This is a genomic window from Pseudophaeobacter profundi, from assembly GCF_029697505.1.
Classification (GTDB): Bacteria; Pseudomonadota; Alphaproteobacteria; order Rhodobacterales; family Rhodobacteraceae; genus Pseudophaeobacter; species Pseudophaeobacter profundi.
In genome coordinates, this window is record NZ_JARJEF010000002.1 from 25,215 (window position 1) to 51,115 (window position 25,901).

27 protein-coding genes are annotated in these 25,901 nt (G+C 61.4%); 22 read left to right on the top strand and 5 right to left on the bottom strand.

Features of this window, described 5'->3' with window-relative positions:
* Positions 1 to 111: 111 nt before the first annotated feature.
* From P2081_RS03380 to cysE, 22 genes are all read left to right on the top strand, one after another.
* On the top strand, positions 112 to 855 hold the full coding sequence (locus P2081_RS03380; RefSeq protein WP_278921479.1) for a 1-(5-phosphoribosyl)-5-[(5-phosphoribosylamino)methylideneamino]imidazole-4-carboxamide isomerase: 744 nt from the start codon (positions 112 to 114) through the stop codon (positions 853 to 855).
* Between the two features lie 271 nt (positions 856 to 1,126).
* On the top strand, positions 1,127 to 2,392 hold the full coding sequence (gene fabF / locus P2081_RS03385; RefSeq protein ID WP_278921480.1) for a beta-ketoacyl-ACP synthase II: 1,266 nt from the start codon (positions 1,127 to 1,129) through the stop codon (positions 2,390 to 2,392).
* Positions 2,393 to 3,547 (top strand): endolytic transglycosylase MltG, encoded by a 1,155-nt coding sequence (gene mltG / locus P2081_RS03390; RefSeq protein ID WP_278921481.1) that lies wholly within the window; start codon positions 2,393 to 2,395, stop codon positions 3,545 to 3,547. It abuts the gene before it with no gap.
* 351 nt (positions 3,548 to 3,898) lie between these two features.
* Entirely contained in the window at positions 3,899 to 4,243 is a 345-nt protein-coding gene (locus P2081_RS03395) for a recombinase (protein WP_278921482.1), read from the top strand.
* Positions 4,227 to 5,513 carry a DNA-packaging protein gene (locus P2081_RS03400; protein WP_278921483.1) on the top strand — a complete coding sequence of 429 codons (1,287 nt, stop codon included), beginning with the start codon at positions 4,227 to 4,229 and terminating at the stop codon, positions 5,511 to 5,513. Before P2081_RS03395 ends, P2081_RS03400 begins: the two co-directional genes overlap by 17 nt.
* 177 nt (positions 5,514 to 5,690) lie before the next feature.
* On the top strand, positions 5,691 to 6,953 hold the full coding sequence (locus tag P2081_RS03405; protein WP_278921484.1) for a phage portal protein: 1,263 nt from the start codon (positions 5,691 to 5,693) through the stop codon (positions 6,951 to 6,953).
* Positions 6,946 to 7,164: a GTA head formation protein, RCAP_rcc01685 family gene (locus tag P2081_RS03410; protein WP_278921485.1), complete on the top strand. Its 219-nt coding sequence runs from the start codon at positions 6,946 to 6,948 to the stop codon at positions 7,162 to 7,164. The genes P2081_RS03405 and P2081_RS03410 overlap by 8 nt, the downstream gene beginning before the upstream one ends.
* A 33-nt stretch (positions 7,165 to 7,197) precedes the next feature.
* The gene (locus tag P2081_RS03415; RefSeq protein ID WP_278921486.1) at positions 7,198 to 7,812 is read left to right on the top strand and encodes an HK97 family phage prohead protease; all 615 of its coding nucleotides are present in this window, start codon (positions 7,198 to 7,200) and stop codon (positions 7,810 to 7,812) included.
* Positions 7,809 to 8,990, top strand: a complete 1,182-nt coding sequence (locus P2081_RS03420; RefSeq protein WP_278921487.1) for a phage major capsid protein — start codon at positions 7,809 to 7,811, stop codon at positions 8,988 to 8,990. Before P2081_RS03415 ends, P2081_RS03420 begins: the two co-directional genes overlap by 4 nt.
* 164 nt (positions 8,991 to 9,154) lie before the next feature.
* Positions 9,155 to 9,754 carry a head-tail connector protein gene (locus tag P2081_RS03425; protein ID WP_278921488.1) on the top strand — a complete coding sequence of 200 codons (600 nt, stop codon included), beginning with the start codon at positions 9,155 to 9,157 and terminating at the stop codon, positions 9,752 to 9,754.
* The gene (locus P2081_RS03430) at positions 9,751 to 10,098 is read left to right on the top strand and encodes a head-tail adaptor protein (protein ID WP_278921489.1); all 348 of its coding nucleotides are present in this window, start codon (positions 9,751 to 9,753) and stop codon (positions 10,096 to 10,098) included. Before P2081_RS03425 ends, P2081_RS03430 begins: the two co-directional genes overlap by 4 nt.
* Positions 10,095 to 10,502 carry a DUF3168 domain-containing protein gene (locus P2081_RS03435; protein WP_278921490.1) on the top strand — a complete coding sequence of 136 codons (408 nt, stop codon included), beginning with the start codon at positions 10,095 to 10,097 and terminating at the stop codon, positions 10,500 to 10,502. The genes P2081_RS03430 and P2081_RS03435 overlap by 4 nt, the downstream gene beginning before the upstream one ends.
* A gap of 69 nt (positions 10,503 to 10,571) precedes the next feature.
* Positions 10,572 to 10,985 carry a phage major tail protein, TP901-1 family gene (locus tag P2081_RS03440; protein WP_278921491.1) on the top strand — a complete coding sequence of 138 codons (414 nt, stop codon included), beginning with the start codon at positions 10,572 to 10,574 and terminating at the stop codon, positions 10,983 to 10,985.
* 3 nt (positions 10,986 to 10,988) lie between these two features.
* Positions 10,989 to 11,366, top strand: coding sequence for a GTA-gp10 family protein (locus P2081_RS03445; RefSeq protein ID WP_278921492.1), 378 nt, complete (start codon positions 10,989 to 10,991; stop codon positions 11,364 to 11,366).
* Complete coding sequence (locus tag P2081_RS03450) at positions 11,363 to 11,563, top strand: rcc01693 family protein (protein WP_278921493.1); 201 nt, start codon at positions 11,363 to 11,365, stop codon at positions 11,561 to 11,563. Before P2081_RS03445 ends, P2081_RS03450 begins: the two co-directional genes overlap by 4 nt.
* Positions 11,564 to 11,642: 79 nt before the next feature.
* Positions 11,643 to 12,299, top strand: a complete 657-nt coding sequence (locus tag P2081_RS03455; protein ID WP_278921494.1) for a phage tail tape measure protein — start codon at positions 11,643 to 11,645, stop codon at positions 12,297 to 12,299.
* Positions 12,300 to 12,311: 12 nt separating this feature from the next.
* A complete protein-coding gene (locus P2081_RS03460; protein ID WP_278921495.1) occupies positions 12,312 to 12,944 on the top strand; it encodes a DUF2460 domain-containing protein in 633 nt (210 codons plus the stop codon).
* Positions 12,944 to 13,831: a DUF2163 domain-containing protein gene (locus P2081_RS03465; RefSeq protein ID WP_278921496.1), complete on the top strand. Its 888-nt coding sequence runs from the start codon at positions 12,944 to 12,946 to the stop codon at positions 13,829 to 13,831. The genes P2081_RS03460 and P2081_RS03465 overlap by 1 nt, the downstream gene beginning before the upstream one ends.
* A gap of 62 nt (positions 13,832 to 13,893) precedes the next feature.
* On the top strand, positions 13,894 to 14,346 hold the full coding sequence (locus P2081_RS03470; RefSeq protein ID WP_278921946.1) for a C40 family peptidase: 453 nt from the start codon (positions 13,894 to 13,896) through the stop codon (positions 14,344 to 14,346).
* The gene (locus P2081_RS03475; protein ID WP_278921497.1) at positions 14,346 to 18,317 is read left to right on the top strand and encodes a baseplate multidomain protein megatron; all 3,972 of its coding nucleotides are present in this window, start codon (positions 14,346 to 14,348) and stop codon (positions 18,315 to 18,317) included. The genes P2081_RS03470 and P2081_RS03475 overlap by 1 nt, the downstream gene beginning before the upstream one ends.
* 42 nt (positions 18,318 to 18,359) lie before the next feature.
* Positions 18,360 to 18,734 carry a DUF7742 family protein gene (locus tag P2081_RS03480; RefSeq protein WP_278921498.1) on the top strand — a complete coding sequence of 125 codons (375 nt, stop codon included), beginning with the start codon at positions 18,360 to 18,362 and terminating at the stop codon, positions 18,732 to 18,734.
* 163 nt (positions 18,735 to 18,897) lie between these two features.
* A complete protein-coding gene (gene cysE / locus P2081_RS03485; RefSeq protein WP_278921499.1) occupies positions 18,898 to 19,716 on the top strand; it encodes a serine O-acetyltransferase in 819 nt (272 codons plus the stop codon).
* A gap of 331 nt (positions 19,717 to 20,047) precedes the next feature.
* Here cysE and P2081_RS03490 read toward each other — a convergent pair whose 3' ends face one another.
* The 5 genes from P2081_RS03490 to P2081_RS03510 all read right to left on the bottom strand — a co-directional run bounded on the left by P2081_RS03490 (position 20,048) and on the right by P2081_RS03510 (position 25,822).
* Positions 20,048 to 21,355, bottom strand: coding sequence for a pyruvate dehydrogenase complex dihydrolipoamide acetyltransferase (locus P2081_RS03490; RefSeq protein ID WP_278921500.1), 1,308 nt, complete (start codon positions 21,353 to 21,355; stop codon positions 20,048 to 20,050).
* A 14-nt stretch (positions 21,356 to 21,369) separates the two neighbouring features.
* The gene (locus tag P2081_RS03495; protein WP_278921501.1) at positions 21,370 to 22,737 is read right to left on the bottom strand and encodes a pyruvate dehydrogenase complex E1 component subunit beta; all 1,368 of its coding nucleotides are present in this window, start codon (positions 22,735 to 22,737) and stop codon (positions 21,370 to 21,372) included.
* 16 nt (positions 22,738 to 22,753) lie between these two features.
* The gene (gene pdhA / locus P2081_RS03500; protein WP_232402347.1) at positions 22,754 to 23,743 is read right to left on the bottom strand and encodes a pyruvate dehydrogenase (acetyl-transferring) E1 component subunit alpha; all 990 of its coding nucleotides are present in this window, start codon (positions 23,741 to 23,743) and stop codon (positions 22,754 to 22,756) included.
* A 246-nt stretch (positions 23,744 to 23,989) separates the two neighbouring features.
* Positions 23,990 to 24,289: an FtsB family cell division protein gene (locus P2081_RS03505; RefSeq protein ID WP_278921502.1), complete on the bottom strand. Its 300-nt coding sequence runs from the start codon at positions 24,287 to 24,289 to the stop codon at positions 23,990 to 23,992.
* Between the two features lie 342 nt (positions 24,290 to 24,631).
* Positions 24,632 to 25,822, bottom strand: coding sequence for a phosphoglycerate kinase (locus P2081_RS03510; RefSeq protein WP_278921503.1), 1,191 nt, complete (start codon positions 25,820 to 25,822; stop codon positions 24,632 to 24,634).
* Positions 25,823 to 25,901 lie beyond the last annotated feature (79 nt).

Sequence of the window (25,901 nt, forward strand, 5' to 3'; positions counted from 1 at the left end):
TGGAAGCGCCGTTTTGCGTCTCTCCCTTTTTGTTCTTCTAAACGATGCTTATCCTGCGCGCCCCGATTTTGTGGTAGCGTGTAAAGATGACCAACTAGGAGGGCTTCGGAGATGATGATTTTTCCGACAATGGAATTGTTAGACGGGCGCTGCGTCACTCTGGAAAAGGGCCGGCTAGAAGAACCGCTGATCTGGCATGTGGATCCTATTGAAAAGGCAAAGGAATTTGCTGCGGCAGGTGCCGAATGGATGCATTTGACCGATTTCAACGCCATCCAGGGCGACGACAGCAACAAAGAGCTGGTGGCCGAAATAATCCGCGTCGCCGGTATTCCGGTGCAACTGGGCGGCGGCATGCGCAGCCGGGACAGCATCGAGAGCTGGATCGAACAGGGCGCAGGACGTATCGTGGTTGGCACCCTTGCCGCGCTTGACCCCACTTTGGTTTGCGAGATGGCGAAACAGTACCCGGATCAGATTGTGCTGGCGGTGGATGTCTGGCAGGGCCAGGTAATGACCGAAGGCTGGCGCCAAGCTGGCGCTTTTGAACCTGAAAGCTATATTGCCGCCTTTGGTGCCGCCCCCTTTGCAGGCATTATTGTCACCGATATCGACAGTGATATGTCCGACCTGGACGGGCAATTGGGGCTGATTTCCGGGCTGGCCGCCAAAGCGCAGTCACCGGTGATCGCCAGTGGCGTCGTGCGCTGTGTCGATGATCTGTCTCGGTTGAAGTATCTGTCCAATATTGCCGGGGCTTTGGTCGGGCGGGCGCTGTTTCGCAAGACGCTCACCCTGGAAGAGGCCCTAGAGGCCGCGCAGCCGCAACCAGAAGAAATCGCTGAATTTATCTAATGAACCTGCTACAGGCGAGGGCTTGCAGCAGGTAGCGGGCGGGGCGGTCACACAGGCCGTCCCGCTTGTGGCTTTCGCAGGGGGGGCAGAAATCGCAGTCTGGCGGCGCGCCCAGGCGGACCCGGATTGACGCCGTGTTGGCGCTCTGATTGGTCTGGCGTGGGCTTTGTTATTTGCCATTCTACGCCGATACGTTCTATTGGCGCACTTGCACCCCTAGGGCAATCCAAGCTATCTGGTTGCGAATTGCCGAGGCAGAGGAGAGCACGGAATGCGTCGAGTCGTTGTAACCGGATTGGGATTGGTGACACCATTGGCAACCGGGGTCGAAGAGACCTGGTCGCGCCTGTTGGATGGCCAGTCTGGCGCCGGACCGATCACGCTGTTTGATGCAGAGGCCAGTGGTGTCACCACCACCTACGCCTGCGAAGTCCCGCGCGGTGACGGATCGGATGGCAGCTTCAATCCTGATGATTGGGTGATCAAGAAAGATCAGAAGAAGATCGATGACTTCATCCTCTATGGTATTGCCGCCGCTGATATGGCCGTGCGCGACGCCAACTGGACGCCCGAGGATACCGAGAGCCTGGAACGCACTGGCGTTATGATTGGCTCTGGCATTGGCGGGCTCAGCTCGATTGCCGATACTGCGGTGATGATCAAGGAAAAGGGCCCGCGCCGGGTTTCTCCTTTCTTTATTCCGGGTGCCCTGATCAACCTGATCTCGGGGCAGGTGTCGATCCGCTTTGGCTTTAAAGGTCCGAACCATTCGGTTGTCACGGCCTGTTCCACCGGGGCACATGCCATTGGCGATGCGGCGCGTCTGATCAAATCTGGCGATGCGGATGTGATGATCGCAGGTGGCGCCGAAGCGGCAATCTGCGAGATCGGCATTGCCGGCTTTAACGCCTGCAAGGCCCTGTCTACCAAATATGCCGATGATCCAAAACTGGCCTCGCGCCCCTATGATACCGACCGCGATGGCTTTGTCATGGGCGAAGGTGCCGGGGTTGTGGTGCTGGAAGACTATGATCATGCCGTGGCCCGTGGCGCCAAAATCTACGCCGAGGTGCTGGGCTATGGCCTGTCTGGCGATGCCTATCACATCACCGCCCCGTCAGAGACCGGCGAAGGTGGCGAGCGTTCCATGCGGGCCGCGCTGAAGAATGCCGGGCTTACGCCTGCGGATGTGGATTACATCAATGCGCATGGCACCTCGACTATGGCGGATACCATTGAACTGGGCGCGGTGGAGCGGATGCTGGAAGAGCATGCAGGCAATGTCACCATGTCCTCGACAAAATCCGCAACCGGGCACCTGTTGGGGGCGGCTGGTGCCATTGAGGCGATCTTTTCTATCCTGGCGATCCGCGATCAGGTCGCACCGCCAACCATCAATCTGGACAATCCAGCGGTCGAGACAGCCATCGACTTGGCCCCCAATGCAAAACGCGCCCGCAAAATTGATGTGGCCCTGTCCAATTCCTTTGGTTTTGGCGGCACCAATGCCTCTGTTGTCTTTGGGAAACCTAAATAAATGTGGCGCAGTCTAGCCTCTAACATGCTGACTGTCCTGGTGGTGGGCCTGTTTCTCTTGGGCGGTGTCATCCTCTGGGGCAAGTCGCAGTACACTGTCGAAGGCCCGCTGGAAACTGCGATCTGCCTGCAGGTCCGCCCTGGCTCAAACATGACCCGCGTCAGTGCCGATCTGGAACAGCAGGGCGCGGTCTCCTCCGGTGCGATCTTTCGGATCAGCGCTAGATATACCGAGAAATCAAGCCAGCTAAAGGCGGGCAGCTTTCTGGTACAGCCTGGTACCTCGATGGAACAGATCCTGGACCAGATCACTTTGGGCGGGGCCAGCACCTGCGGTACCGAGGTTGTCTACCGCGTTGGCGTCACCCGGCTGCGGGCCGAAGTGCGCGAGCTGGACCCAGCTTCGGGGAAGTTTGTTGAACGGGCTGATTTTGAAATCGGCGTGGATGAGGTGCCGGAGGTTTTCACAGACCTGAAATCTGCCGCCGATACCCGTTTTCGTGTGGCCCTGGCTGAAGGCGTGACCAGCTGGCAGGTGGTGAATGCCCTGCAAAACATCGACATTCTTAGCGGTGATCCCGGAGAACGCCCGGCAGAAGGCATGTTGGCGCCTGACAGCTATGAAATTGTCAAGGGGCAGTCCCGTGACGAGATCCTGGCGCAGATGCAGGAGCGCCAGGAGTTGCTGATTGCGGCAGCCTGGGAAAACCGCAGCGAGGATGCGACGGTTCAAACCCCCGAAGAGATGCTGATTCTGGCTTCGATTATCGAAAAGGAAACCGGCGTCGCAGAAGAACGCGGCCAGGTTGCCAGCGTCTTTACCAACCGTCTGAACCGGGGCATGCGCCTGCAGACGGATCCCACCGTAATCTATGGTGTGACCAAAGGCGAAGGTGTGCTGGGCCGTGGCCTGCGCCAAAGTGAGCTGCGCAAGGTAACGCCTTGGAACACCTATGTGATCGAAGGGCTGCCGCCGACACCAATCGCCAATCCGGGTCGCGCCAGCCTTGCGGCGGCAGTGAACCCGGATCAGACCGATTATCTGTTCTTTGTCGCCGATGGCACCGGCGGGCATGCCTTTGCGCAAACCCTGCAAGAGCATAATCGTAACGTTGCCAAATGGCGCAAGATCGAGGCAGAGCGCAGCAGCAACTGAGACCGCGCCTTGCCGCCCGTTTGATCCGGGCCAGACTTAGACCCGCCCCCGTCAGAAGACCGGGGCGGGTCTTGTCGTTCTGGGACAGATTTGGCCGCCGACACGGCATGAACAGCGCCTCAACCCTGCGGTGCCGGTGGGGCAAGTGTTAATTTTCCCTTTTGTCTTCGGGCGCTTGGCAATTGGGCTGATTTGACTTTTTGACAGTTTTACGGCTGACTACCGCGGCAGCTGGAGGAAGACGGTTGCGCAGGGTCTGCCCATATTTCCTGACATCTCAGGCGGGATAGGCGCTGCGCTTTGTCTTCTGTCATGCGGGGATCTTCCTTTGCATGAGGTGCGATACTTCACATGACCCAGACAGAACCGGAGCCAAGCCCCCAGGGTACGGTGGATCTGCTGCGCTCTCTACAGCGCTCTATCCTGCGATTGCGCCACGAAGCCGAAGACTTGCAGCTACGTCTTGCCGACAGCGGCGAAGCGGCACTGCGCGCGACCCTGCCGCGCATCGCCAAGCTTGAGGGGCTTATCAGAGATTGCCAGAAAGTGGAGAAAACCCTTGCCGAGCAAAATAACCAAGGCACCCACGACCCCTATGCCATCGACCTTGCCGCCGCCCGCATTGAAATCAGCCGCCGCCTGGATCGCCTGCGCACCTCCCTTGCTGCAGACAACCCTGATGCAGGCGCTGACTGACAACGCCCTGCGCGCGCTGCCCTATCTGTTCGAGGCCTGGGCCCATCCGCACCAACTGCCGCCACCGGGGGACTGGCGCAGTTGGGTGATCCTGGGCGGACGCGGTGCCGGCAAGACCCGCGCCGGGGCCGAATGGATCCGCCAGCAGGTTGAAGGTGCCACGCCGCTGGTTGCTGGCCGTGCGCAACGCATTGCCTTGATCGGTGAGACCTACGATCAGGTGCGTGATGTGATGATTCAGGGCGACAGCGGCATTCTTGCCTGTTCGCCGCCGGATCGTCGCCCACAATGGAAAGCGGGCGAGCGCAAGCTGATCTGGGCCAATGGTGCGATGGCGCAGGCCTTTTCCGCCCATGACCCCGAGGCGCTGCGCGGGCCGCAGTTCGACACCGCCTGGGTGGATGAGCTGGCCAAATGGCGTCGGGCGCGAGAGGCCTGGGATATGCTGCAGTTCTCGCTGCGGCTGGGGGAGGATCCACGCGTCTGTATCACCACGACGCCGCGCAACGTTGCTGTGCTGCGTGATCTGCTGGCCGCATCCTCAACCGTGCAGAGCCATGCGGCAACAGAGGCAAATCGGGCCAACCTTGCGCCCTCTTTCCTGACAGAGGTGCGCGCCCGCTATGCGGGGTCGCGGCTGGGGCGGCAGGAATTGGACGGCGTGTTGCTCAGCGAGGTGGAAGGCGCCATCTGGCGTGCGGCGCAACTGGCTGAGCTGCAGATCCTGGCGCCGCCTGCGTTGGATCGGGTCGTCGTGGCGGTCGATCCAGCGGTAAGCGCGGGCAAGGCCTCGGATGCCTGCGGCATCATTGTCACCGGGGCGGTGGTGCAGGGGCCGCTGCAAAATTGGCAGGCCTATGTGTTGGCAGATCGGACCGTGCAGGGCCAGGGGCCGCTGTCCTGGGCCAAGGCAGTGGTTGCTGCCTACCAGGAGTTTTCAGCCGACCGGGTCGTGGCCGAGGTCAATCAGGGCGGCGCCCTGGTGGAAAACCTGTTGCGGCAGGTGGATCCGCTGGTGCCCTTTCGCGCAGTACACGCAACGCGGGGCAAGGTGGTGCGAGCAGAGCCAGTGGCGGCATTGTATGAACAGCGGCGTGTGCATCACATGCCCGGCCTGGCCGAACTGGAAGAGCAGATGTGTCAGATGACACCACAGGGGTTTCAGGGGCAGGGCTCGCCGGATCGGGTGGATGCGCTGGTCTGGGCCATCCATGAACTGATTCTGGGCCCTAGCGCACAAATACGCCTGCCACGGGCGCGCATGGTTTAGCCGCAGGGGCAGTGAGTGCAACAACGAGATTTTTAGAAACCCAAGCAAAAACAAACAAATGCAGCATGTGTTGCAATCGGATCGGACGGGGGGATCGGCGGATATTCAGGTCTGCGCATCATATCTTTTCTCCAGCAAAGGGCGCTGTGCCCGGATGATGGATCAAAGGAGTGGCCCATGGGGTTTGACCTACCTTGGCGTAAGAAATGGCCCCGTGAGACAACAGGTACCGCAACATCACGCGCTGCGGCAGCGGGCGGCAAACCCGTCCCCCATGCGGCGCATCAAAGAAAGGCCAGTGCTGCAGCCACCAGCACCGCCCGAGCCATCGCCTGGCAGGGCGGCACCGCCACCAGCCCGACCCCAAGGGACGCAACCTCGCTGACGCGGTTGGGTTATATCGGTAATCCGGTTGGCTTTCGCGCGGTGCGGATGGTGATTGAGGCGGCAGCGGCCCTGCCATTGGTGCTGCAGGATGCAGGCCAGCGCTATGAAACCCATCCGCTGCTTTCGTTGATCGCGCGCCCCAATGCGGCGCAGGCCCGACAGGATTTCTTTGAAACCCTGTTTGGCAACCTGCTGCTGGCGGGCAATGCCTATGTCGAGGCGGTCAGCGATGAAACTGACTGGCCCGCCGAATTGCATCTGCTGCGCCCAGACCGAATGTCGATTGTTCCCGGTGCCGATGGCTGGCCGCAGGCCTATGATTACACTGTGGCCGGGCGCAGGCATCGCTTCCCCTGCGAGGCGGGGCGCGGCAGTGTGCTGCATCTAAAAAATTTCCATCCGCAGGATGATCACTACGGTCTGGCCCCGATGCAGGCGGCAGCACTGGCGCTGGATGTACACAGCGCCGCTTCGCAGTGGTCCAAGGGTCTGCTGGACAATGCCGCCCGTCCTTCGGGCGCGCTGGTCTGGGCCGGTTCTGATGCGCAGGGCGTGCTGTCTGACGATCAGTTTCGCCGTCTCAGCGAAGAAATCGAGGCCAATTTTCAAGGGGCGCGCAATGCCGGTCGACCGATGGTGCTGGAAGGTGGGCTGGACTGGAAGCCCATGGGGTTTTCGCCCTCGGATATGGAGTTTCAGAAAACCAAAGAGGCCGCCGCCCGTGAAATTGCCCTGGCCTTTGGCGTGCCGCCGATGCTGCTGGGGCTGCCGGGGGATGCAGCCTATGCCAATTATCAAGAGGCCAATCGCGCGTTCTATCGATTGACCGTGCTGCCGCTGGTGACGCGGGTGACGGCTGCTCTCTCGGATTGGGTTTCTGGATATGGCAGCGAAACCATTGTGTTGAAGCCCGATCTGGATCAAGTTTCGGCGCTCTCGGAAGAGCGGGATCTGCAATGGCGTCGGATCAGTTCTGCCACGTTCCTTAGCCAGGCGGAAAAGCGCAAACTCCTGGGCCTGCCGGTGCTGCCGGAAGGAGAGTTGGATGGCTGATTATCCCATGCCCCCCTTTGACTGTGCGCCGGGGTTGCGATTGTCGGCCCATGAGAGGGTGATCCAGATTCAACTGGATACGCTGACGCGCCGACAAGAGCAGCTGGAGCAATTGCTGGAACGGCTGGAGCGTCGCCTGTGGTTGACGGTCTATGGCGTGGCTGCGGTGATCCTTGCGCAGGCGTTTCAATCCATCATTTCTGCTAGTTGATGCTTGAAATCAACAATTTAAAAGAGGTACCTCATGCGGTTTGATCCGGATTTCGAACATAAATTCTCGCGCTTTGGCGAGATGCTGAAGGTTCAGGACAATAGCGTGATCCAGGGCTATGCCAGCCTGTTTGGCGCGGTGGATCAGGGCGGCGATGTGGTAGCCCCCGGTGCCTACAGCGCCTCTCTCACGGCGCTGGAGACCAGTGGCAGCCGGGTCAAAATGCTGTGGCAGCATGATCCGATGCAACCCATCGGCGTATGGGAGGAACTGCGCGAGGACAGCCGCGGGCTTTGGGTCAAGGGGCGCTTGCTGACAGAGATCGCACGCGGCGGCGAGGCGGCTGCACTGATCGCAGCGGGGGCGATCGAGGGGCTGTCGATTGGCTATCGTACCAAACGGGCGCGTCAGGCTGACAGTGGCAGGCGTGTCCTGACCGAGGTGGAGCTGTGGGAGGTGTCCCTGGTGACCTTCCCGATGCTGCCAACCGCCCGTATCGCACCGCAGGATTGCGCCCCTGTGATGGCCAAGCAGTCTGATGCGCCGGATCAAAACCTGCGGGCCCTGGCGGCAGATCTGCGCCGCGCCAGCCGCCAGCTGTCGCGCGGAGAGCTTTCCCACCACCAAACAAGACAGGACAGAAAATGACCAAGAGGGATACCCCGGCCATTGCCGGTCAGGCAGTACCTTTGACGCAGGAAGTTACCGAAGCGTTGTCAGGTTTCTTGCGAGAATTCAAGGGGTTTCAGGACGTTGTGAAAGTTAAGTTCAAACAGACGGAAGAGCGAATGACCATGCTGGATCGAAAGACACACCGCACAGCCCGCCCGCATCTTGCAGCGGCAAGCACTGCCGAGGCGCCGCATCACAAGGCCTTTGGTGGCTATATCCGCACCGGCGATGACAGCGCCCTGCGGGGCCTCTTGCCCGAGAGCAAGGCGCTGTCTACCGCCGTGAACAGCGATGGCGGCTATTTGGTGGATCCGCAGACTGCCGATACGGTCAAATCCGTGCTGCAATCGACCGCCTCTATTCGGGCGGTGGCCACGGTGGTCAGCGTCGAGGCCACCTCTTTTGATGTGTTGATCGATCACAGCGATACCGGGGCGGGCTGGGCCACCGAAAGTGATCCGACGGTGGAAAGCGGCACGCCGGTTATTGATCGCATCACCATCGCCCTGCATGAGCTGAGCGCGCTGCCCAAAGCCTCGCAGCGGCTGCTGGATGATAGCGCCTTTGATATCGAGGGCTGGCTGGCCGGGCGGATCGCCGACAAATTTTCGCGGGCCGAGGCGGCGGCCTTTATCTCGGGGAATGGCGTCGACAAGCCCACCGGCATTCTGACCCATACAACGGTTGAAAACAGCAGCTGGAGCTGGGGTTCCCTTGGCTATGTGGCCTCGGGCGAGGTTGGCGGCATTGGTGATGGCGATGCGATCATTGATCTGGTTTACGCCCTTGGGGCGCAGTACCGCGCCAATGCCAGCTTTGTGATGAATTCGAAAACCGCCGGTCTGGTGCGCAAGCTGAAGGATGCCGATGGGCGTTTCCTGTGGTCTGACGGTCTTGCGGCTGGGGAACCCGCCCGCCTGCTGGGCTATCCTGTGCTGATTGCCGAAGATATGCCGGATGCGGCCGCGGACAGCCTGTCGCTGGCCTTTGGCGATTTTGCCGCCGGCTATACCATCGCTGAACGGCCCGATCTGCGGGTGCTTCGCGATCCCTTCAGCGCCAAACCGCATGTGCTGTTTTACGCCACCAAACGCGTCGGCGGTGATGTCAGCGATTTTGCTGCCATCAAGCTGCTGAAATTCGGTGTGAGCTAAGGCTTTCACCGAGTGGGGAACCGGCAGCCCGGTTCCCTGGCGGGTACGCATTCTTTGGCTTTTTGTCGTCTAGCTGCTCCCCCTCCGTCCGAGCGGCAGAGAGCTTTGCGTACCCGCTGAACCAGATTGGGACATCTTGGGGATCTGAGCCTGCGGAGTTGAAGATGATGTTGAGCGAAGTGACGCCAGTGCCCGATGCGGCATTGCCGCTGGAGGCCTTCAAGGCGCACCTGCGACTGGGAACCGGCTTTGGCGAAGGCTCCCTGCAGGACAGCGTGCTGATTGGCTTTTTGCGCGCAGCCCTGGCGGCGATTGAAAAACGCACCGGTAAAGCCTTGTTGCAAAGAGAATTCCTCTGGGTGGTGTCGAGGTGGCGCCGCACGGATGCAGCCAGTTTGCCGATTGCGCCGGTGGTGGCGATCACTGCGATGACCCTGTTTGATGCCCAGGGCGAGAGTACCGTCCTGGACCTTGATGTGGTCCGGCTAGAAAGTGACAGCCAGCAGCCAAGGCTGCACCCCCAGGGCAGCTGCCTGCCGCAGCCGCCGAGGGGCGGTCGCCTTGAAATTGGCATGACGGCTGGGCTTGCCGTCAGTTGGGATGCGCTTTCGCAGGATCTGGCCCATGCGGTTTTGATGCTGGCGGCGCATTATTATGAATACCGCGACGATACAGGGCTGCATGGCGGCTGCATGCCATTTGGGGTGGTTAGCCTGGTCGAACGCTATCGGCAGGTGCGCCTGTCGCTTGGCGGTGCCGCATGACCCGTCAGAAACCGCCCAATACCAACCGGCAATTGGTGTTGGAGGATCCGCAGCGGCTCAGCGATGGGGCGGGTGGCTATAGCGAGAGCTGGGCCCCCCTTGGCACGGTCTGGGCCGATCTGGCGTCACAGTCCGGGCGTCGAACCGGCCAGGATGGCACCAGCCTGTCACTGCAGCGCTACCGAATTTTCCTGCGCGCCAGCCCACAGGGCGCCCGGTCACGCCCACGCCCCGGCCAGCGCTTTCGCGAGGGGCAGCGCCTGTTTCTGATCGATGCGGTCAGCGAGGCAGATACGCAGGGGCGCTATCTTGTCTGTCATTGTATCGAAGAGGTGGTTCCATGACCTATGCGCTTGCAAGCGGCTTGCAACAGGCTGTTTTCCAACACCTATCCGCAGATCCGGGGGTCAATGCCGCACTGGGGGGCGATCTGTTTGATGCAATGCCCAGTGGCAGCCTGCCGCAGCTCTATGCGGTGCTTGGCGCGGAGGAGGTGGCCGATCGATCGGATGCCAGCGCTGCTGGTGCGCGCCACCGTTTTACCATCAGCATCTTTACCGGCAGCGCCGGCTTTGGTCTCGCCAAAGAGGCGGCAGGCGCAATCTGCGACGCGCTGATCGATGCCGATCTGGCCTTGCCACGCGGGCATCTGGTGGGGCTGTGGTTTGAACGGGCAACCGCCCAGCGACTGGAACTCGGCGGTCGCAGCATAGCCCTGATGTTTGCCGCCCGAGTCGACGACAGTTGACTGCCGCTGCGCCCGGAGGGGGCGCAACACCCGATACATGATAACTCTAGCAGGAAAGGGAGCACAGCAATGGCTGCCCAAAATGGTAAGGATCTATTGATCAAGGTGGATATGACCGGCGATGGTCAGTTCGAAACTCTGGCGGGGCTGCGCGCCACGCGGATCAGCTTCAACGCCGAGAGCGTCGATGTGACCAGCCTGGAGAGTCAGGGGGGCTGGCGCGAACTGCTGGCTGGGGCCGGGGTGCGGTCGGCGTCGATTTCCGGCTCGGGGATCTTTCGCGATGACACCACCGATGAACGCGCCCGCCAACTGTTCTTTGATGGCATTACCCCTGATTTTCAGGTGGTGATCCCTGATTTCGGTATTGTCGAAGGCGCCTTTCAGGTCACCTCGCTGGACTATGCCGGCAGTCACAACGGCGAGGCCACCTATGAGCTGTCTCTGTCCAGCGCCGGGGCGCTGACCTTTTTGGCGGTCTGATCCATGCAGCCTATTGGTGCTAATCCCTGGCGCGGCGAGGTGACGCTGACGCTGAATGGCAGGCCCTTTGTCCTGCGCTTGTCGCTGGGGGCGCTGGCCCGGCTAGAGGCGCAGCTGCAGGTGGGAACGCTGGTCGAACTGGTGCAGCGTTTTGAAACGGGTGGGTTTTCGGCGGCGGATATTCTGGCCTTGCTGGCCGCCGGACTAGAGGGGGGCGGCTGTGATTTCACCGCCTCGGATCTGGCGCAGGCAGATATCGCAGGCGGGCCGGTGGCGGCGGCCCGTGCCGCGGCAGAGCTGCTGGCCCGCAGTTTTGCCCTGCCTGAAGCGAAGGACGCGCCCGCAGAGGGCGCAGGTACCGCCCCTGGCAGCGCGCCATGAAGGGGCTGGACTGGCCTGGCCTGATGCGCGCGGGGCTAGGTGGGCTGCGCCTGCCGCCTGGCGTGTTCTGGGATCTGACGCCGATGGAGTTGCAGCTGCTTTTGGGGGCGCAGGGTGGCGCGCCCAGCCTGAACCGCACGCGGCTAGAGCAGCTGATGCGCCGCTTTCCGGATGCGCCGGTGCCCGCTGGCAGGTGATCCCTGCCTGTGGGGCTGGCTGCTCGGCCGTATTCAGATCAATCGACAGGCCTGCGCCTGATGGAGAAAGGAACTCACCATGGCTGACAGTCGTGATATCGCTGCGCTTGAACTGCAAAGCGAAGCCCTTGGAGACTCGCTGGGCGATGCCGCGGGCATGGCCGCGAGTTTTGAGGCCGAGATGCGCCGGGTGCGCGATGCCTTTGAGGCCACCGGCAAGGATGTCGAAACCCTGGAACGTGGCTTGTCACGGGGGCTGCGGCGCTCGTTTGAGCAGGTGGTCTTTGATGGTGACAGCCTGTCGTCGGCGCTGGATGGCTTGGCGCAATCCCTGATGCGCACCACCTATAATGCCGCCATCCGCCCGGTCACGGATCATGTTGGTGGGCTGGTGTCAAAAGGTGTGGGGGATCTCATCAGCGGGTTGCTGCCCTTTGCCGACGGGGCGGCGTTCTCGCAGGGGCAGGTGATGCCCTTTGCCCGCGGCGGCGTGGTCAGTTCTGCAACCAGTTTCCCAATGCGCGGCGGCATCGGCCTGATGGGAGAGGCAGGCCCCGAGGCCATTCTGCCGCTGAGCCGGGCTGCCGATGGCAGCCTTGGTGTGCGCAGCCAGGGGGGCGGTGCATCGGTGGTGGTGAATGTCACGACGCCGGATGTGCAGGGCTTTGCGCGCAGCCGTGGCCAGATCGCGGCCCAGCTTTCGCGGGCGTTAAGCCGTGGAAATCGCAATCGCTAGGAGGGTAGCCAGATGAGTTTTCATGAAATCCGTTTTCCCGCTTCACTGAGCTTTGGCTCTGTCGGCGGGCCAGAGCGGCGCACCGATGTGGTGACGCTGGCCAATGGCTTTGAAGAGCGCAACACCCCCTGGGCTCATTCCAGGCGCCGCTATGACGCCGGGCTGGGGCTGCGGTCACTGGACGATATCGAAGTGCTGATCGCCTTCTTCGAGGCACGCCAGGGGCAGATCTTTGGCTTTCGCTGGAAGGACTGGTCCGATTATAAATCGGCCCGCCCCAGCGCCGACCCGGATTTTCGCGATCAGGTGATTGGCCTGGGGGATGGGCAGACCAGTCAGTTCCAGCTGAGCAAGAGCTATCGCTCTGGCAGTACGGTGTACCAACGCCCCATCGCCAAGCCCGTGGCGGGTACGCTGCGTCTGGGGCTAGGCCAGGAAGAGCTGCAGGAAGACATTGATTTCACGCTGGATCCCAACAGCGGAGCCATCAACCTTAGCCATCCGCCCGAAGCGGGGATCGAGGTGGTCGCCGGGTTTGAATTCGATGTGCCTGTGCGGTTTGATACCGACAGGATCCAGACCAGCGTTGCGTCTTTTCAGGCGGGCGATGTGCCGAATGTGCCTGTGGTCGAGGTTCGGGTCTGATGCGCGGGGTGAGCAAAGATTTTCTGGCCCATGTGGCAACCGGGGTCACAACGCTGGCGCGCTGCTGGGGGCTGACCCGTCGGGATGGTACGCGCTTTGGCTTTACCGACCATGATCAGGATCTGGCCTTTGACGGCTGGGATTTTGCTGCTGACAGTGGGCTCAGCGCGCGGGCCCTGCTGCAAAGCACCGGCCTGTCGGTGGACAATACCGCAGCCCAGGGGGCGCTCAGCCATGCTGCGCTGCAAGAGGCGGATATTGTCGCCGGGCGCTTTGATGGGGCGGATCTGCTGTGCTGGTTGGTCAACTGGCAGGATGTGTCACAGCGCTGGTTGCAGTTTCGCGGCTCTATCGGCGAGTTGCAGCGGGCCGGTGGCGCCTTTGAGGCAGAGCTGCGCGGCCTGACCGAAGCGCTGAACCAACCGCTGGGGCGGATCTATCAGCCCCCCTGTACCGCGGTTCTGGGCGATGGCAGCTGCCGCTTTGATCTTGCCACGCCAGGCTATGCCTATCAAGGCGCACTGGAAATCCTGACTGAAAGCGGGGCGCTGCAGTGGCAGGCGCTTGAGGGGTTTGAGCCAGGCTGGTTCACCGGCGGACGGATGAGCGTTGTCAGCGGCACGGCGGCGGGGCTTTGGGGCAGCATCAAGCGGGACCGTGCGGTTGCAACGGGGCGCGAGATCACCCTGATCGAACCGCTGCAGGGCGGGCTGCAGCCGGGGGATCAGCTGCGGCTAGAGGCGGGCTGTGACAAATCCATGCAGACCTGTCGGTTGAAGTTCAACAACCTGCTCAATTATCAGGGCTTTCCGGATATCCCAGGCGAAGACTGGGTGATGGCGGTGCCCAAATCCACTGGGCGCAATACCGGGGGCAGCCGAAGATGACATGGCAGCAACCACCGCAGAGCCTGATGACGGCCCCAGGTTCTTCTGCGCCGCAGGGGAATATGCGGGCAGTCACCGCAGCGCGTCGCTGGCTGGGCACGCCCTATCTGCACCAGGCCAGCTGTTACCGGGGAGGCTGTGATTGTCTGGGGCTTATCCGCGGGGTCTGGCGGGATCTCTATGGGCAGGAGCCCGCGAAACCCCCGGCCTATTCGCTGGATTGGTCAGAACCCCAGGGCCAGGAACGTCTGTGGCAGGCGGCGCGGCGCTACCTGACCCCCAAACCCCTGGACGCGGCCGCGCTGGGGGATGTTTTGCTGTTTCGGATGCGGGCGGGTGCGGTGGCCAAACATCTTGGCCTGCAATCGCGTGTGCCGTGCCATCGGGCCGGTCCCGCCAGCGGAGCAGCCTTTATTCACGCCTATTCTGGTCGTGGCGTGGTGGAAAGTGCCCTGACGGGCCCCTGGCAGCGCCGCATCGTGGCGCGCTTTACCTACCCTGAGGAGCTGAGCTGATGGCAACCATTGTTCTTTCTGCAGCCGGAGCGGCGATTGGCGGCTCTATTGGGGGCAGCGTTGCGGGGCTGTCCAGCGTCGCCATTGGCCGCGCAGTGGGCGCGACCCTGGGGCGGGCGATAGATGAGCGCTTGCTTGGCGCTGGTTCCGAAGCGGTCGAGGTGGGCCGGGTGGACCGGTTTCGCCTGACCGAGGCCATCCAGGGTGCCCCCATCGCCCAGGTCTTTGGCCGTAGCCGCATTGGGGGGCAGGTGATCTGGGCCAGTGACTTTCTGGAAACCACAACGACAACAGGTGGTGGCAGCGGCAAGGGGGCCCCCCGCCAGCCCACCACCACCCGCTACAGCTATTCGGTGTCGCTGGCGATCGCGCTCTGTGTGGGCGAGATCGCTTCGGTGCCACGGGTCTGGGTCGATGGCGAAGAGATCTCGCCGCTGGCATTGAACATGACGGTCTATCGCGGCACCCCAGATCAGTTGCCGGATCCCCTGATGGAGGCGGTCGAAGGCACGGGCGAGGTGCCGGCCTATCGCGGCACCGCCTATGTGGTCATGGAAAACATCGCGCTGGAGCGCTTTGGCAACCGGGTGCCGCAGTTCTCCTTTGAAGTGGTGCGGCCAGAGCAGCCAGACAGCCCCGAGTATGACCTGGACCTGGGGCAGCTGGTCAAAGGCGTTGCCCTGATGCCGGGCACCGGGGAATATGCCCTGGCCACCACGCCGATACACTATAGCGCCGGGCCGGGGCAGTCCAAGGGTGCCAATAGCCATAGCGCCTCGGGGCAGAGCGATCTTGCCACCTCGCTTGCGGCATTGAACAGCGAGCTGCCCGCCTGCGAGGCGGCTTCGCTTATTGTGTCCTGGTTTGGCAATGATCTGCGCTGTGCCCAGTGTCAGATCAAACCCAAGGTGGACCAGAAACAGGCCGATGGCGTGCCGATGCCCTGGAAGGTATCCGGGGTGAACCGCGCAAGTGCTGGGCTGGTCCCCAAGGATAGCGAAGACCGCTCTCTCTATGGGGGGACCCCGGCGGATGCCTCGGTGATAGAGGCGATTGTCGCGCTGAAAGCGGCGCGCAAGCGGGTGATGTTCTACCCCTTTATCCTGATGGATCAAACCACAGGCAATAGCCTGCCAGACCCCTGGAGCCAGCAGACCGGTCAGCCGCATCTGCCCTGGCGGGGGCGTATCACCCTGTCGCAGGCACCGGGACAGCCTGGCAGCCCGGATCAGACCCTTGATGCCGAGGCCGAGGTCGCGGCCTTTATGGGCGGTGCCACTGCCTCTGATTTCATCATCTCTGCCGGGCAGGTCACCTATACGGGCGCGGTGGATTGGGGGCTGCGGCGCTTTATCCTGCATTACGCGGCGCTCTGTGCCGCCGCCGGGGGCGTAGAGGCCTTTTGCATCAGTTCCGAAATGCGCGCGCTGACCCAGATCCGTGGCGCGACGGGCTTTCCCGCCGTTGCCGCGCTGCGCGATCTTGCGGCGCAGGTGCGTCTCTTGCTGCCGGATGCCAAGATCAGCTATGCGGCAGATTGGTCGGAATATTGGGGTTACCAAAGCCCTGATGGTAACCGGTATTTTCACCTTGATCCGCTTTGGGCTGATAACAACATCGATTTCATCGGGATCGACAATTACATGCCGCTGTCCGACTGGCGCGAGGGGCAGAATCATCTGGACCGGGTGGCGGGTAGCAAAAGCATTTATGATCTGGACTATCTGCGCGCCAATGTCGAAGGCGGCGAAGGCTATGACTGGTACTACCATTCCCCCGAAGCCGAAGCTGCCCAGATCCGCACGCCGATCACCGACGGTGCCCATGATGAACCCTGGATCTGGCGCTACAAGGATCTGAAGAACTGGTGGTCCAATCAGCACTATGATCGCATTGATGGGGTGCGCCAGGCGGTGCCCAGCCCCTGGCAGCCACAAAAGAAACCGATCTGGTTCACCGAACTGGGCTGCGCCGCCATTGATAAGGGGACGAACCAGCCCAACAAATTTCTCGATCCCAAAAGCTCTGAATCGCGGCTGCCAAAATATTCCAACGGCCAGCGCGATGATCTGATGCAGCTGCAATATCTGCGCGCCCTGATCGGGTATTGGCGCGAGCCGACGCATAATCCGCTGTCAACGGAATATGAGGGGCGAATGCTGGATATGAGCAACGCTTATGTCTGGGCCTGGGATGCGCGTCCCTTTCCCGCCTTTCCCAATCGTGGCGATATCTGGAGCGACGGCGCAAACTATCTGCGCGGGCATTGGCTGAACGGGCGCGCTGGGCAGCGCAGTCTGGCCTCTGTGGTGGATGAAATCTGCCGCAATTCCGGGCAGGATCGGATTGATGTCAGCCAGCTCTACGGGATTGTGCATGGCTATGGGCTGGGCGATGTTGCCCCGGCCCGCGCCGCCCTGCAACCGCTGAGCCTGCGATATGGCTTTGACAGTATCGAGCGCGACGGGGTGTTGGAATTTCGCCTGCGTCAGGGCAACGAGGTTGCTGCGCTGCAACAGCAGGAATTGGTGGCCAGCGAAGAGCTTGACGGCGTGCTGGAGCTGCGCCGCGAGGCTGAGGCCGAGCTGGCGGGGCGGGTGCGCCTGCGCTACATCGCTTGGGGCAGCAACTATGACACGGCCTCTGTCGAGGCGAGCCTGCCGGATGAGGCAACCCATGCCGTCAGCTCGCATGAGCTCTCCTTGGTGCTGACGCAGAGTGAGGCGGGGCAGATCGTCCAGCGTTGGCTGGCCGAATCCCGCGTCGCCCGTGATACCGCCCGCTTTGTGCTGCCGCCGTCGCAGCTGCATCTGGGGGTCGGGGATGTTGTCACCTTGCCTGCTGAAACGACGGCTGAGGCGTCGCCTGTCGGGGAAGACGAGCTGCGCCCAGCGGCGCAACCGGGCGCGCGCTACCGGCTTGACCGGATGGAACTGGCCACGGCACAGACCGTCGAGGCGGTGCGGATCGAGCCAGAGGTCTACCAGCCCGCTGACATTGCCGAGACCCTGCCCAGGGGGGCGATTTTCGCGCCGCCGCTGCCGGTCTTGCCGCTGTTTCTGGATCTGCCGCTGCTGACAGGAGAGGAGGTCCCGCATGCGCCGCATCTGGCGGTAACGTCCGATCCCTGGCCCGGCAGTGTGGCGCTCTACAGCTCGGGCAGCGATGCCGCCTATGAGCTGGAGCAGATCATCGCCGCCCGCAGTACAATTGGTCTGACTGAAACGGCGCTGGCCGCAGCGGCACCTGGGCGTTGGGATCTGGGGGCGGATCTGCAGGTCAAATTGATTTCCGGCACGCTGCAGAGCCGCGATAAAGCTGCGGTGCTGAATGGGGCGAATGCAGTGGCCATCGGCGATGGCAGCCCAGACAACTGGGAGATCTTTCAGTTCTGCGAGGCAGAGTTGGTGGCACCGGACACCTATATGCTGCGGGGGCGTCTGCGTGGCCAGCTTGGCAGCGATGGGCTGATGCCCGCGCTCTGGCCCGAAGGGTCCTATGTGGTGCTGCTGGATGGCAGCTTCAATCAGGTCGATCTGTCGCTGGCCCAGCGCCGTATTGCCCGGCATTACCGCATCGGTCCGGCGCGGCGCAGCTATGATGACCCCAGCTATCTGCACCGGCTTGAGGCCTTTGATGGCAACGGGCTGCGTCCCTATGCGCCGGTGCATTTGCGGCTGCAGGGGGATCTGGGGGACAATATCCTGGTCAGCTGGATCCGGCGCAGCCGGATCGAAGGCGATAGCTGGGATCTGGCCGAAATCCCGCTGGGCGAAAACCAAGAGGCCTATCGGTTGCGTGTGCTGCGTGGCGCTGCCGTGCTGCGTGAAGAGACGGTGACCACAGCTGCCTGGACCTATAGCCAAAGTGCGCAAAGCGCCGATGGGGCGTTGCAGGGAGACCTGATTGAGGTTGCGCAGCTGTCTGATCGCTACGGTGCCGGCTTTGCCAGCTGTCAGCCGCTGGGTTAATGCGGTGAGGCGGCAGGGGCCAGTTTCACGAAATCTGCACCAATGAAAATCCATGAAATGCAGGCGGGTGGCCAGGTGCCGCCCGCACCGCGATCCAGAAAGCTGCCAGTGCTCTTGCCCGTTTTGCCGCAGGATCTGAGCAGCCTGTCGCGCGCCCTGCTGGCGCATTCAGCAGAAAAACGCCAGGCCCTGTGCCAGGAACTGTTTGACCGCGCCGCCCTGGCCGCCGCCCATGTCGCGCACACCGGCACCCTGCATCCGCAGTGGGGCAATGGCTCTTTGGACGCGGTGGCGCGGCGCTGCTGCCGTCTTGCGACAGAACCATTCTGGGATGATCCGTGTTATATCAAGTGCTTGATGATATCGCTGCAAGAGCTGCAGCGCCGATTGCCGCCTGCGCAGCGGCAGCAGGACTGAACAGCTGCACACCGGGCTTGGCCATCATTGGCAGCGCACCCTTGCGGGCTTATTATTTTCCGGCCCCGACATATTCATTTTGGAAATCTTTGCCATCAAGGGTTTGCGCTTGGGTTTTTCTGCCCTAAATGCAAACCTAAGGGTGACAAAAGGACAGCATATCATGATCAAGACGCGCAGAGCCGTAACCCCGCTGGACCCGGTCTGGGAACAGATTTCCGCCGAAGCCCAGGAGGCCGTCGCCAAGCAGCCGCTGATGGGGGGCTTGATTCATGCCTGTATCCTGCATCACCCAACGCTAGAGAAAGCGCTGTCTTACCGCATTTCGGCCAAGCTATGCTCGAACGAGATGTCGATGGTGATCCTGCGTGAAATCGTCGAGACGGCCTATGCCTCGGACCCGGATCTGATCGCGGCGGCGCGGGCTGATTTGATGGCGGTTTATGATCGTGATCCCGCTTGCCATCGGCTGGTGCAGCCTATCCTGTATTTCAAGGGCTATCAGGCGGTGCAGGCCTATCGGATTGCACATTGGCTGTGGTTGCAGGGCGATCAGGACCTGGCGTTCTTTTTCCAGATGCGTATTTCGGAAATCTTTGGCGTCGACATTCATCCCGGTGCCAGAATTGGCCGGGGGATCATGATCGACCATGCCCATTCTATCGTCATTGGTGAAACTGCGGTGGTCGGCGATAATGTCTCTATGTTGCATTCGGTGACCCTGGGCGGGACTGGCAAAGAAGAAGAAGACCGCCACCCCAAGATCGAAGACGGGGTGCTGATTGGCGCCGGCGCCAAGGTTCTGGGTAATATCCGCGTCGGCCATTGCAGCCGGATCGCTGCGGGCTCGGTTGTGCTGTCAGAGGTGCCCCCATGCAAGACAGTGGCGGGTGTGCCTGCCAGAATCGTTGGTGAAGCAGGCTGCGATCAACCCTCGATCAGCATGGATCAGGTCCTTTCGGCGCAGCGCGACGACACCTAGGCGCGCCAGGTCTCTGTGGGCCGGGGCGGTATAGATTGGCCAGGCCGCGTTTGCTTACGCACGGTTCGGTCCAGGGAAACATTGCCTGGCAAGAGGGGGCCACTGCCCCCTTTTTCGTGTCTGCGATCTTATCCCCGGGGCTGACTAGCGCATGTCGCTTGAAAATGGAGACCGGTTTTGCGCTTGTTGAAACGCGAAATCAACACGCGAGAGCCTATCGGCTGGCTGTGAATGACCGCGACACGCTCTCGGCGGGCGATCAGTCAGCCATACAAGAAACCACCCGCAGGGCAGCCTGCGGGTGGTTTGTCTGTTGTACCTTTAAGGAGGGTCAGGCCAGCATGACCATCGGGTTTTCCAGGTTTTCGACAATTGCCTGTAGCAACTGGGCCCCCAGAGCACCGTCGATGACCCGGTGGTCAACCGACATGGTGACGCTCATCACCGTGGCGACCGTCAGTTCACCATCTGCACCAACAACGGGTTTCTTGGCGCCTGCGCCCACGGCAAGAATGCCGGCATGGGGCGGATTGACGATGGCGTCAAAGTTGTCGATGCCAAACATCCCGAGGTTGGAAATCGCAAAGCTGCCGCCTTGATATTCATGCGGGGCCAGCTTGCGATCACGGGCGCGGGTGGCGAGGTCTTTCATCTCGGCCGAGAGCGCCGAGAGGGATTTCATCTCGCTGTCCTGCAAGACAGGGGTGAACAAGCCGCCCTCGATCGCCACGGCCACAGCCACATCCGATGCCTTCATCTGAAGCACGCGATCGCCGGCCCAGACGGCATTGGCCTCGGGCACCGCCTGTAGCGCCAGCGCCACGGCCTTGATGATGAAGTCATTGACCGAAAGTTTGACGCCACGGGTTTCCAGCTGTTTGTTCAACTGGCTGCGGAATTTCAGCAGCGCGTCCAGTTGGATATCACGGCGCAGGTAGAAATGCGGCACGGTCTGCTTGGCCTCTGTCAGGCGCGCAGCGATGGTCTTGCGCATGCCGTCAAGGGAAACCTCGTCATAGTCGCGCCCTTCATACATTCGGGCAACCATATCGGCAGAGGCACCGGTGGCGACGGCTGCGGCCGCCGCGGCAGAGGGCTCCTTGGCGGCAGGGGCGGCTGGCGATGTGGTGGCTGTGGCGGTTTCTACGTCGGCTTTGACGATGCGACCGCGCGGGCCAGAGCCGCTGAGCTGTGCCAGATCAAGCCCCTTGTCGGCCGCGATACGCCGCGCCAGAGGCGACGCAAAGATGCGTGTCCCATCTGCCGCAGCAGGGGCTGCCGGGGCAGGGGAAGCGGGCGCCGCAGCGACCGCAGGGGCCGCTTTGTTACCCGCGTCGGCTGCGGGCGCAGCTTCTCCTGCCTTGGCCGGTGTCGCGCCAATATCATCGGCGCTTTCGCCCTCTTCCAGCAGCACTGCAATGGCCGTGTTGACTTTCACGCCTTCGGAGCCTTCGGCAATGAGGATCTTGCCAACAACACCTTCATCGACGGCTTCAAACTCCATGGTGGCCTTGTCCGTCTCGATTTCAGCAATGAGATCACCGGACGACACGGTATCGCCTTCTTTGACCAGCCATTTGGCCAGGGTGCCTTCCTCCATGGTGGGGGAGAGTGCGGGCATCAGGATTTCTGTGGGCATGCTTCTCGCGCTCCTTACCGGTAGGTCACTTGTTTCACGGCGGCGACCACTTCATCGGTGGTGATCAGCGCGTGGCGTTCCAGGTTTGCCGCATAGGGCATGGGCACATCCTTGCCGGTGCAGGTCACCACCGGCGCATCAAGGTAATCAAAGGCCTGCTGCATCACTTCCGACGCGATATAGCTGCCGACAGAGCCCTGCGGCCAGCCTTCCTCGACGGTGACCAGACGATTGGTCTTCATGACAGATTTGATCACCGTGGGCAGATCCATCGGGCGCAGGGTGCGCAGGTCGATGACCTCGGCGCTGATACCTTCTTCCGCCAGCTTGTCCGCTGCTTCCAGGGCGTAGTGCATGCCGATCCCAAAGGAGACGATGGTGGCATCGGTGCCCTCACGCCAGATCCTAGCCTTGCCAAAGGGTACGGTGAAATCATCCATCTTTGGCACATCGAACGAACGCCCATAGAGAATTTCATTCTCCAGGAAGATCACCGGGTTGGCATCGCGGATGGCGGTTTTCAGCAGGCCTTTGGCATCAGAGGCCGAATAGGGCATCACCACCTTGAGGCCAGGGATCTGCATATACCAGGCCGCATAGTCCTGGCTGTGCTGGGCCCCAACGCGGGCGGCTGCCCCATTGGGGCCACGAAACACCATGGGCGCGCCCATCTGACCGCCGGACATATACAATGTCTTGGCCGCAGAGTTGATGATCTGATCAATCGCCTGCATGGCAAAGTTGAAGGTCATGAACTCGACAATCGGGTTCAACCCGGCAAAGGCTGCGCCGGTGGCAATACCCGCAAACCCATGTTCGGTGATCGGCGTGTCGATGACCCGTTTGGGGCCGAATTCATCCAGCAGCCCCTGAGAGATCTTGTAAGCGCCTTCATATTCGGCGACTTCCTCGCCCATCAAAAAGACGTTTTCGTTGCCGCGCATTTCCTCGGCCATGGCATCGCGCAGGGCCTCGCGGACGGTGGTTTTGACAACCTCTGTGCCTTCCGGCCAGTCGGGGCTGGTGTCCACCTCGGGTTGCGATTTGGGCGCGGCAGCAGCGACGGCGGCTGCGGGCGCCGCAGGTGCCCCGGCCGTTGGCGCTTCTTCCTGCGCCGCAGGCGCGGCGTCCAGGCTCTCGCCCTCTTCGACCAGCATGGCGATGGGGGTGTTGACCTTTACCCCCTCAGAGCCATCGCTGATCAGGATCTTGCCAATGATCCCCTCGTCAACCGCCTCGAACTCCATGGTGGCCTTGTCGGTTTCGATCTCGGCCAGAATGTCACCAGAGCTGACAGTGTCACCCTCTTTGACCAGCCATTTGGCCAGGGTGCCCTCTTCCATGGTTGGCGACAGGGCGGGCATCAGAATTTCAGTTGCCATATCTAATTTCTTCCCCTCAGGCGTAAATATCGGTCCAGAGCTCATCAAGCGCTGGCTCCGGGCTGGTGCGGGCAAATTCAGCGGACTGGTTGACCACTTCCTTGATTTCCTTGTCGATCGCTTTCAGATCTTCCTCGCTGGCATGTTTGCCAGTCAGCAGCAGGTCGCGGACCTGTTCAATCGGGTCGCGTTCGCTGCGCATTTTCTGCACTTCCTCGCGGGTGCGGTACTTGGCAGGGTCGGACATGGAATGGCCACGATAGCGATAGGTCTTCACCTCCAGGATATAAGGCCCCTTGCCTGAGCGGCAGTGCCCGACCGCGCGTTCGCTGGCCTCTTTGACCGCCAGTACATCCATGCCGTCGACGGCTTCACCGGGGATGCCAAAGGCGGCGCCACGGGTGTAGATATCCGGGGTAGAGGTTGAGCGCGCCTGCGCGGTACCCATGGCGTATTGGTTGTTTTCAATTACAAAAACCACTGGTAAATCCCAGATCGCGGCCATGTTGAAGGTCTCATAGACCTGGCCCTGGTTGGCAGCGCCATCGCCAAAATAGGTAAAGGTCACACGGCCGTTTTCTTTATACTTGTCGGCAAAGGCCAGACCAGCCCCCAGCGGCACTTGTGCCGCCACGATGCCGTGGCCACCGTAGAAATGTTTCTCTTTCGAGAACATGTGCATCGACCCGCCCTTGCCCTTGGAATAGCCGCCCTCACGGCCGGTCAGTTCGGCCATGACGCCATTCGGGTCCATGCCGCAGGCCAGCATATGACCGTGATCCCGATAGGAGGTGATGCGCTTGTCGCCGTCTTCTGCAGCAGCTTCCAGGCCGACAACGACGGCTTCCTGCCCGATGTAAAGGTGACAGAAGCCGCCGATCAGGCCCATGCCATAAAGCTGGCCTGCCTTTTCCTCGAATCGACGGATCAAAAGCATGTCACGATAATATTTGGTCAGTTCTTCGGCAGAAACGTTTGGTTTCTTTGTGCTTTTCCTAGCTGCCATCGGTGCGGGCTCCCCCTTTGAGGCTAGATAGTTTAGTGTTAAACTAATTCATAGTTCAAATTGGCGCAGCTGGCGAGACATTTTGTAACGACCGGTCAATTCAGCGCATGCGGGCTGAGTATTGGCCACAGGCCCCATCCGCCAGCTGCAACACTGGTATCCGTGGCGGCATGGTTGCACGACGGGCAGGCCGGTTCAACAGCCGGATGCAATGGCCTTTATGTCAGGCGTCTGTAACGGGTGAGATCAGCGAATGACGATTTCGTCAGACCGCAGCATACCCAGCACGGAGCGAGCCTGTTGATCCAGCAGATCAAGGTCCAGGTAGTTATCCGACAGCCGGTGGGTGAGGTTCTCTATTTCAGAGATTTCAAGGTTCAGGCGATCAAGATCCAGGCGAAGCCCATCGGCTTCGGCCTGGATCTCAACTCTTCTGAACAACCCGAAATCCCCCTGCACGGCGGCAAAGGTGAAATATGCGCTCAGCGCAAACGCAACGACAAAGAAGGTAAAGGAACCTATGGAAGGCGTGCTGCTTCGGGTCAATTGAAGTGCCTGTATGTTACTGCTCAAGTCTGTGTTGGGCCGGTTGTTCCTGCCTCTGCATTCTTTATGGCACAAGTGATTCGGTTTGTGAATCCCCTTTTATCCACAAGGGGATAGAAAATTTTCCGTTAACGGTTTGTTAAGAGGTGGGGCGGCCAGCCCCGGATACGGGCTGGCCTGACCCTGTCCATCACGACAGAACATATCGCTACTGCCTGCCGTCAACCGCAGGCGAAGGGCCGTATTCAACAGCATGTTGGCATGTTGGTAGGGGGGGGCAGGGCGGCGCAAGGGGGGGGCATGTCACGCAAGCGATGGCCCCAGCCCTTGCCCCACTTGGGCCTAGCTCTCCAGGGCTGCGACGCCGGGCAGCACCTTGCCTTCCATCCACTCCAGAAAGGCACCGCCCGCAGTGGAGATATAGGTGAAGTCTGCCGCTGCCCCAGAGGCATTCAGCGCGGCAACTGTATCGCCACCACCTGCCACAGCAACCAGGGCACCGGCCCGCGCCAGCTCAGCGGCCTTCAGCGCGGCGGCATTGGTTGCGGCATCAAAGGGCTCCAGCTCAAAGGCTCCCAGCGGGCCGTTCCAGATCAGGGTTTTGCTCTGCTCAAAAATCCCGGTGATGGTTTTGACGCTGTCGGGGCCTGCATCCAGGATCATGCCCGCTTCGGGGCATTGGTCCACCGGCAGGGTCTGATGTGGCGCATGGGTGGCAAATTTTTCAGCGACGACAATATCGGTGGGCAGGATGATCTTGCAGCCCTTGGCCTTTGCTTTGGCAAGAATTTGCAGCGCGGTCTCTGCCATCTGATGTTCGGCAAGCGAGTTGCCAACAGCAACGCCCTTGGCCACCAGGAATGTATTGGCCATGCCGCCGCCGATGATCAGATAATCCACCTTTTCCACCAGGTTGCCCAGAAGTTCCAGTTTGGTCGAGACCTTGGCCCCGCCAACCACGGCAGTGACAGGGCGCTTTGGCGCACCCAGGGCGCTTTCCAGTGCCTGCAGTTCCGCCTGCATGAGCCGCCCGGCACAGGCGGGTAGCAACCGCGCCAGCGCCTCGGTAGAGCTATGGGCGCGATGGGCGGCGGAAAAGGCATCGTTGCAATAGATATCCCCCAGCTCGGCCATGCCAGCGGCTAGCGCCGGGTCGTTCTTGGTCTCGCCGGGGTGAAAGCGGGTGTTTTCCAGCAGCAGCACTTCACCGGGCTGCTGCGCCTTGACGGCCTCACGGGCGGCGGGACCGACGCAATCGGTGGCAAAATGCACCTTGGTTTCAAAGGCGCGCTCCAGCGTCGGCACCAGCTGGTTCAGGGACAGGCTGTCACGACGTTCGCCTGCCGGGCGGCCAAAATGCGCCAGCAGGATCGGGCGGCCTCCGGCGGCAAGAATGTCGCGCACGGTGGGGGCAATGCGGCGGATTCGGGTGGAATCGGTCACCACGCCATCAACCAATGGGACGTTGATGTCCACGCGCACCAACACGCCTTTGCCGGCCAGGTCCATGTCATCCAGTGTTTTCCAGCCCATGAGAGGCTCCTCTGTGCAGATATTCCGGGATTTTGCCCCGTTGTTTCAGCGCTTTTTAGCTGTCAGTCAATGCTCCCTT

Coding starts and splice junctions, on each gene's coding strand:
- P2081_RS03380 (WP_278921479.1), top strand. CDS start 112: ATGATGATTTTTCCGACAATGGAATTGTTAGACGGGCGCTGCGTCACT.
- fabF (WP_278921480.1), top strand. CDS start 1,127: ATGCGTCGAGTCGTTGTAACCGGATTGGGATTGGTGACACCATTGGCA.
- mltG (WP_278921481.1), top strand. CDS start 2,393: ATGTGGCGCAGTCTAGCCTCTAACATGCTGACTGTCCTGGTGGTGGGC.
- P2081_RS03395 (WP_278921482.1), top strand. CDS start 3,899: ATGACCCAGACAGAACCGGAGCCAAGCCCCCAGGGTACGGTGGATCTG.
- P2081_RS03400 (WP_278921483.1), top strand. CDS start 4,227: ATGCAGGCGCTGACTGACAACGCCCTGCGCGCGCTGCCCTATCTGTTC.
- P2081_RS03405 (WP_278921484.1), top strand. CDS start 5,691: ATGGGGTTTGACCTACCTTGGCGTAAGAAATGGCCCCGTGAGACAACA.
- P2081_RS03410 (WP_278921485.1), top strand. CDS start 6,946: ATGGCTGATTATCCCATGCCCCCCTTTGACTGTGCGCCGGGGTTGCGA.
- P2081_RS03415 (WP_278921486.1), top strand. CDS start 7,198: ATGCGGTTTGATCCGGATTTCGAACATAAATTCTCGCGCTTTGGCGAG.
- P2081_RS03420 (WP_278921487.1), top strand. CDS start 7,809: ATGACCAAGAGGGATACCCCGGCCATTGCCGGTCAGGCAGTACCTTTG.
- P2081_RS03425 (WP_278921488.1), top strand. CDS start 9,155: ATGATGTTGAGCGAAGTGACGCCAGTGCCCGATGCGGCATTGCCGCTG.
- P2081_RS03430 (WP_278921489.1), top strand. CDS start 9,751: ATGACCCGTCAGAAACCGCCCAATACCAACCGGCAATTGGTGTTGGAG.
- P2081_RS03435 (WP_278921490.1), top strand. CDS start 10,095: ATGACCTATGCGCTTGCAAGCGGCTTGCAACAGGCTGTTTTCCAACAC.
- P2081_RS03440 (WP_278921491.1), top strand. CDS start 10,572: ATGGCTGCCCAAAATGGTAAGGATCTATTGATCAAGGTGGATATGACC.
- P2081_RS03445 (WP_278921492.1), top strand. CDS start 10,989: ATGCAGCCTATTGGTGCTAATCCCTGGCGCGGCGAGGTGACGCTGACG.
- P2081_RS03450 (WP_278921493.1), top strand. CDS start 11,363: ATGAAGGGGCTGGACTGGCCTGGCCTGATGCGCGCGGGGCTAGGTGGG.
- P2081_RS03455 (WP_278921494.1), top strand. CDS start 11,643: ATGGCTGACAGTCGTGATATCGCTGCGCTTGAACTGCAAAGCGAAGCC.
- P2081_RS03460 (WP_278921495.1), top strand. CDS start 12,312: ATGAGTTTTCATGAAATCCGTTTTCCCGCTTCACTGAGCTTTGGCTCT.
- P2081_RS03465 (WP_278921496.1), top strand. CDS start 12,944: ATGCGCGGGGTGAGCAAAGATTTTCTGGCCCATGTGGCAACCGGGGTC.
- P2081_RS03470 (WP_278921946.1), top strand. CDS start 13,894: ATGCGGGCAGTCACCGCAGCGCGTCGCTGGCTGGGCACGCCCTATCTG.
- P2081_RS03475 (WP_278921497.1), top strand. CDS start 14,346: ATGGCAACCATTGTTCTTTCTGCAGCCGGAGCGGCGATTGGCGGCTCT.
- P2081_RS03480 (WP_278921498.1), top strand. CDS start 18,360: ATGAAAATCCATGAAATGCAGGCGGGTGGCCAGGTGCCGCCCGCACCG.
- cysE (WP_278921499.1), top strand. CDS start 18,898: ATGATCAAGACGCGCAGAGCCGTAACCCCGCTGGACCCGGTCTGGGAA.
- P2081_RS03490 (WP_278921500.1), bottom strand. CDS start 21,355: ATGCCCACAGAAATCCTGATGCCCGCACTCTCCCCCACCATGGAGGAA.
- P2081_RS03495 (WP_278921501.1), bottom strand. CDS start 22,737: ATGGCAACTGAAATTCTGATGCCCGCCCTGTCGCCAACCATGGAAGAG.
- pdhA (WP_232402347.1), bottom strand. CDS start 23,743: ATGGCAGCTAGGAAAAGCACAAAGAAACCAAACGTTTCTGCCGAAGAA.
- P2081_RS03510 (WP_278921503.1), bottom strand. CDS start 25,822: ATGGGCTGGAAAACACTGGATGACATGGACCTGGCCGGCAAAGGCGTG.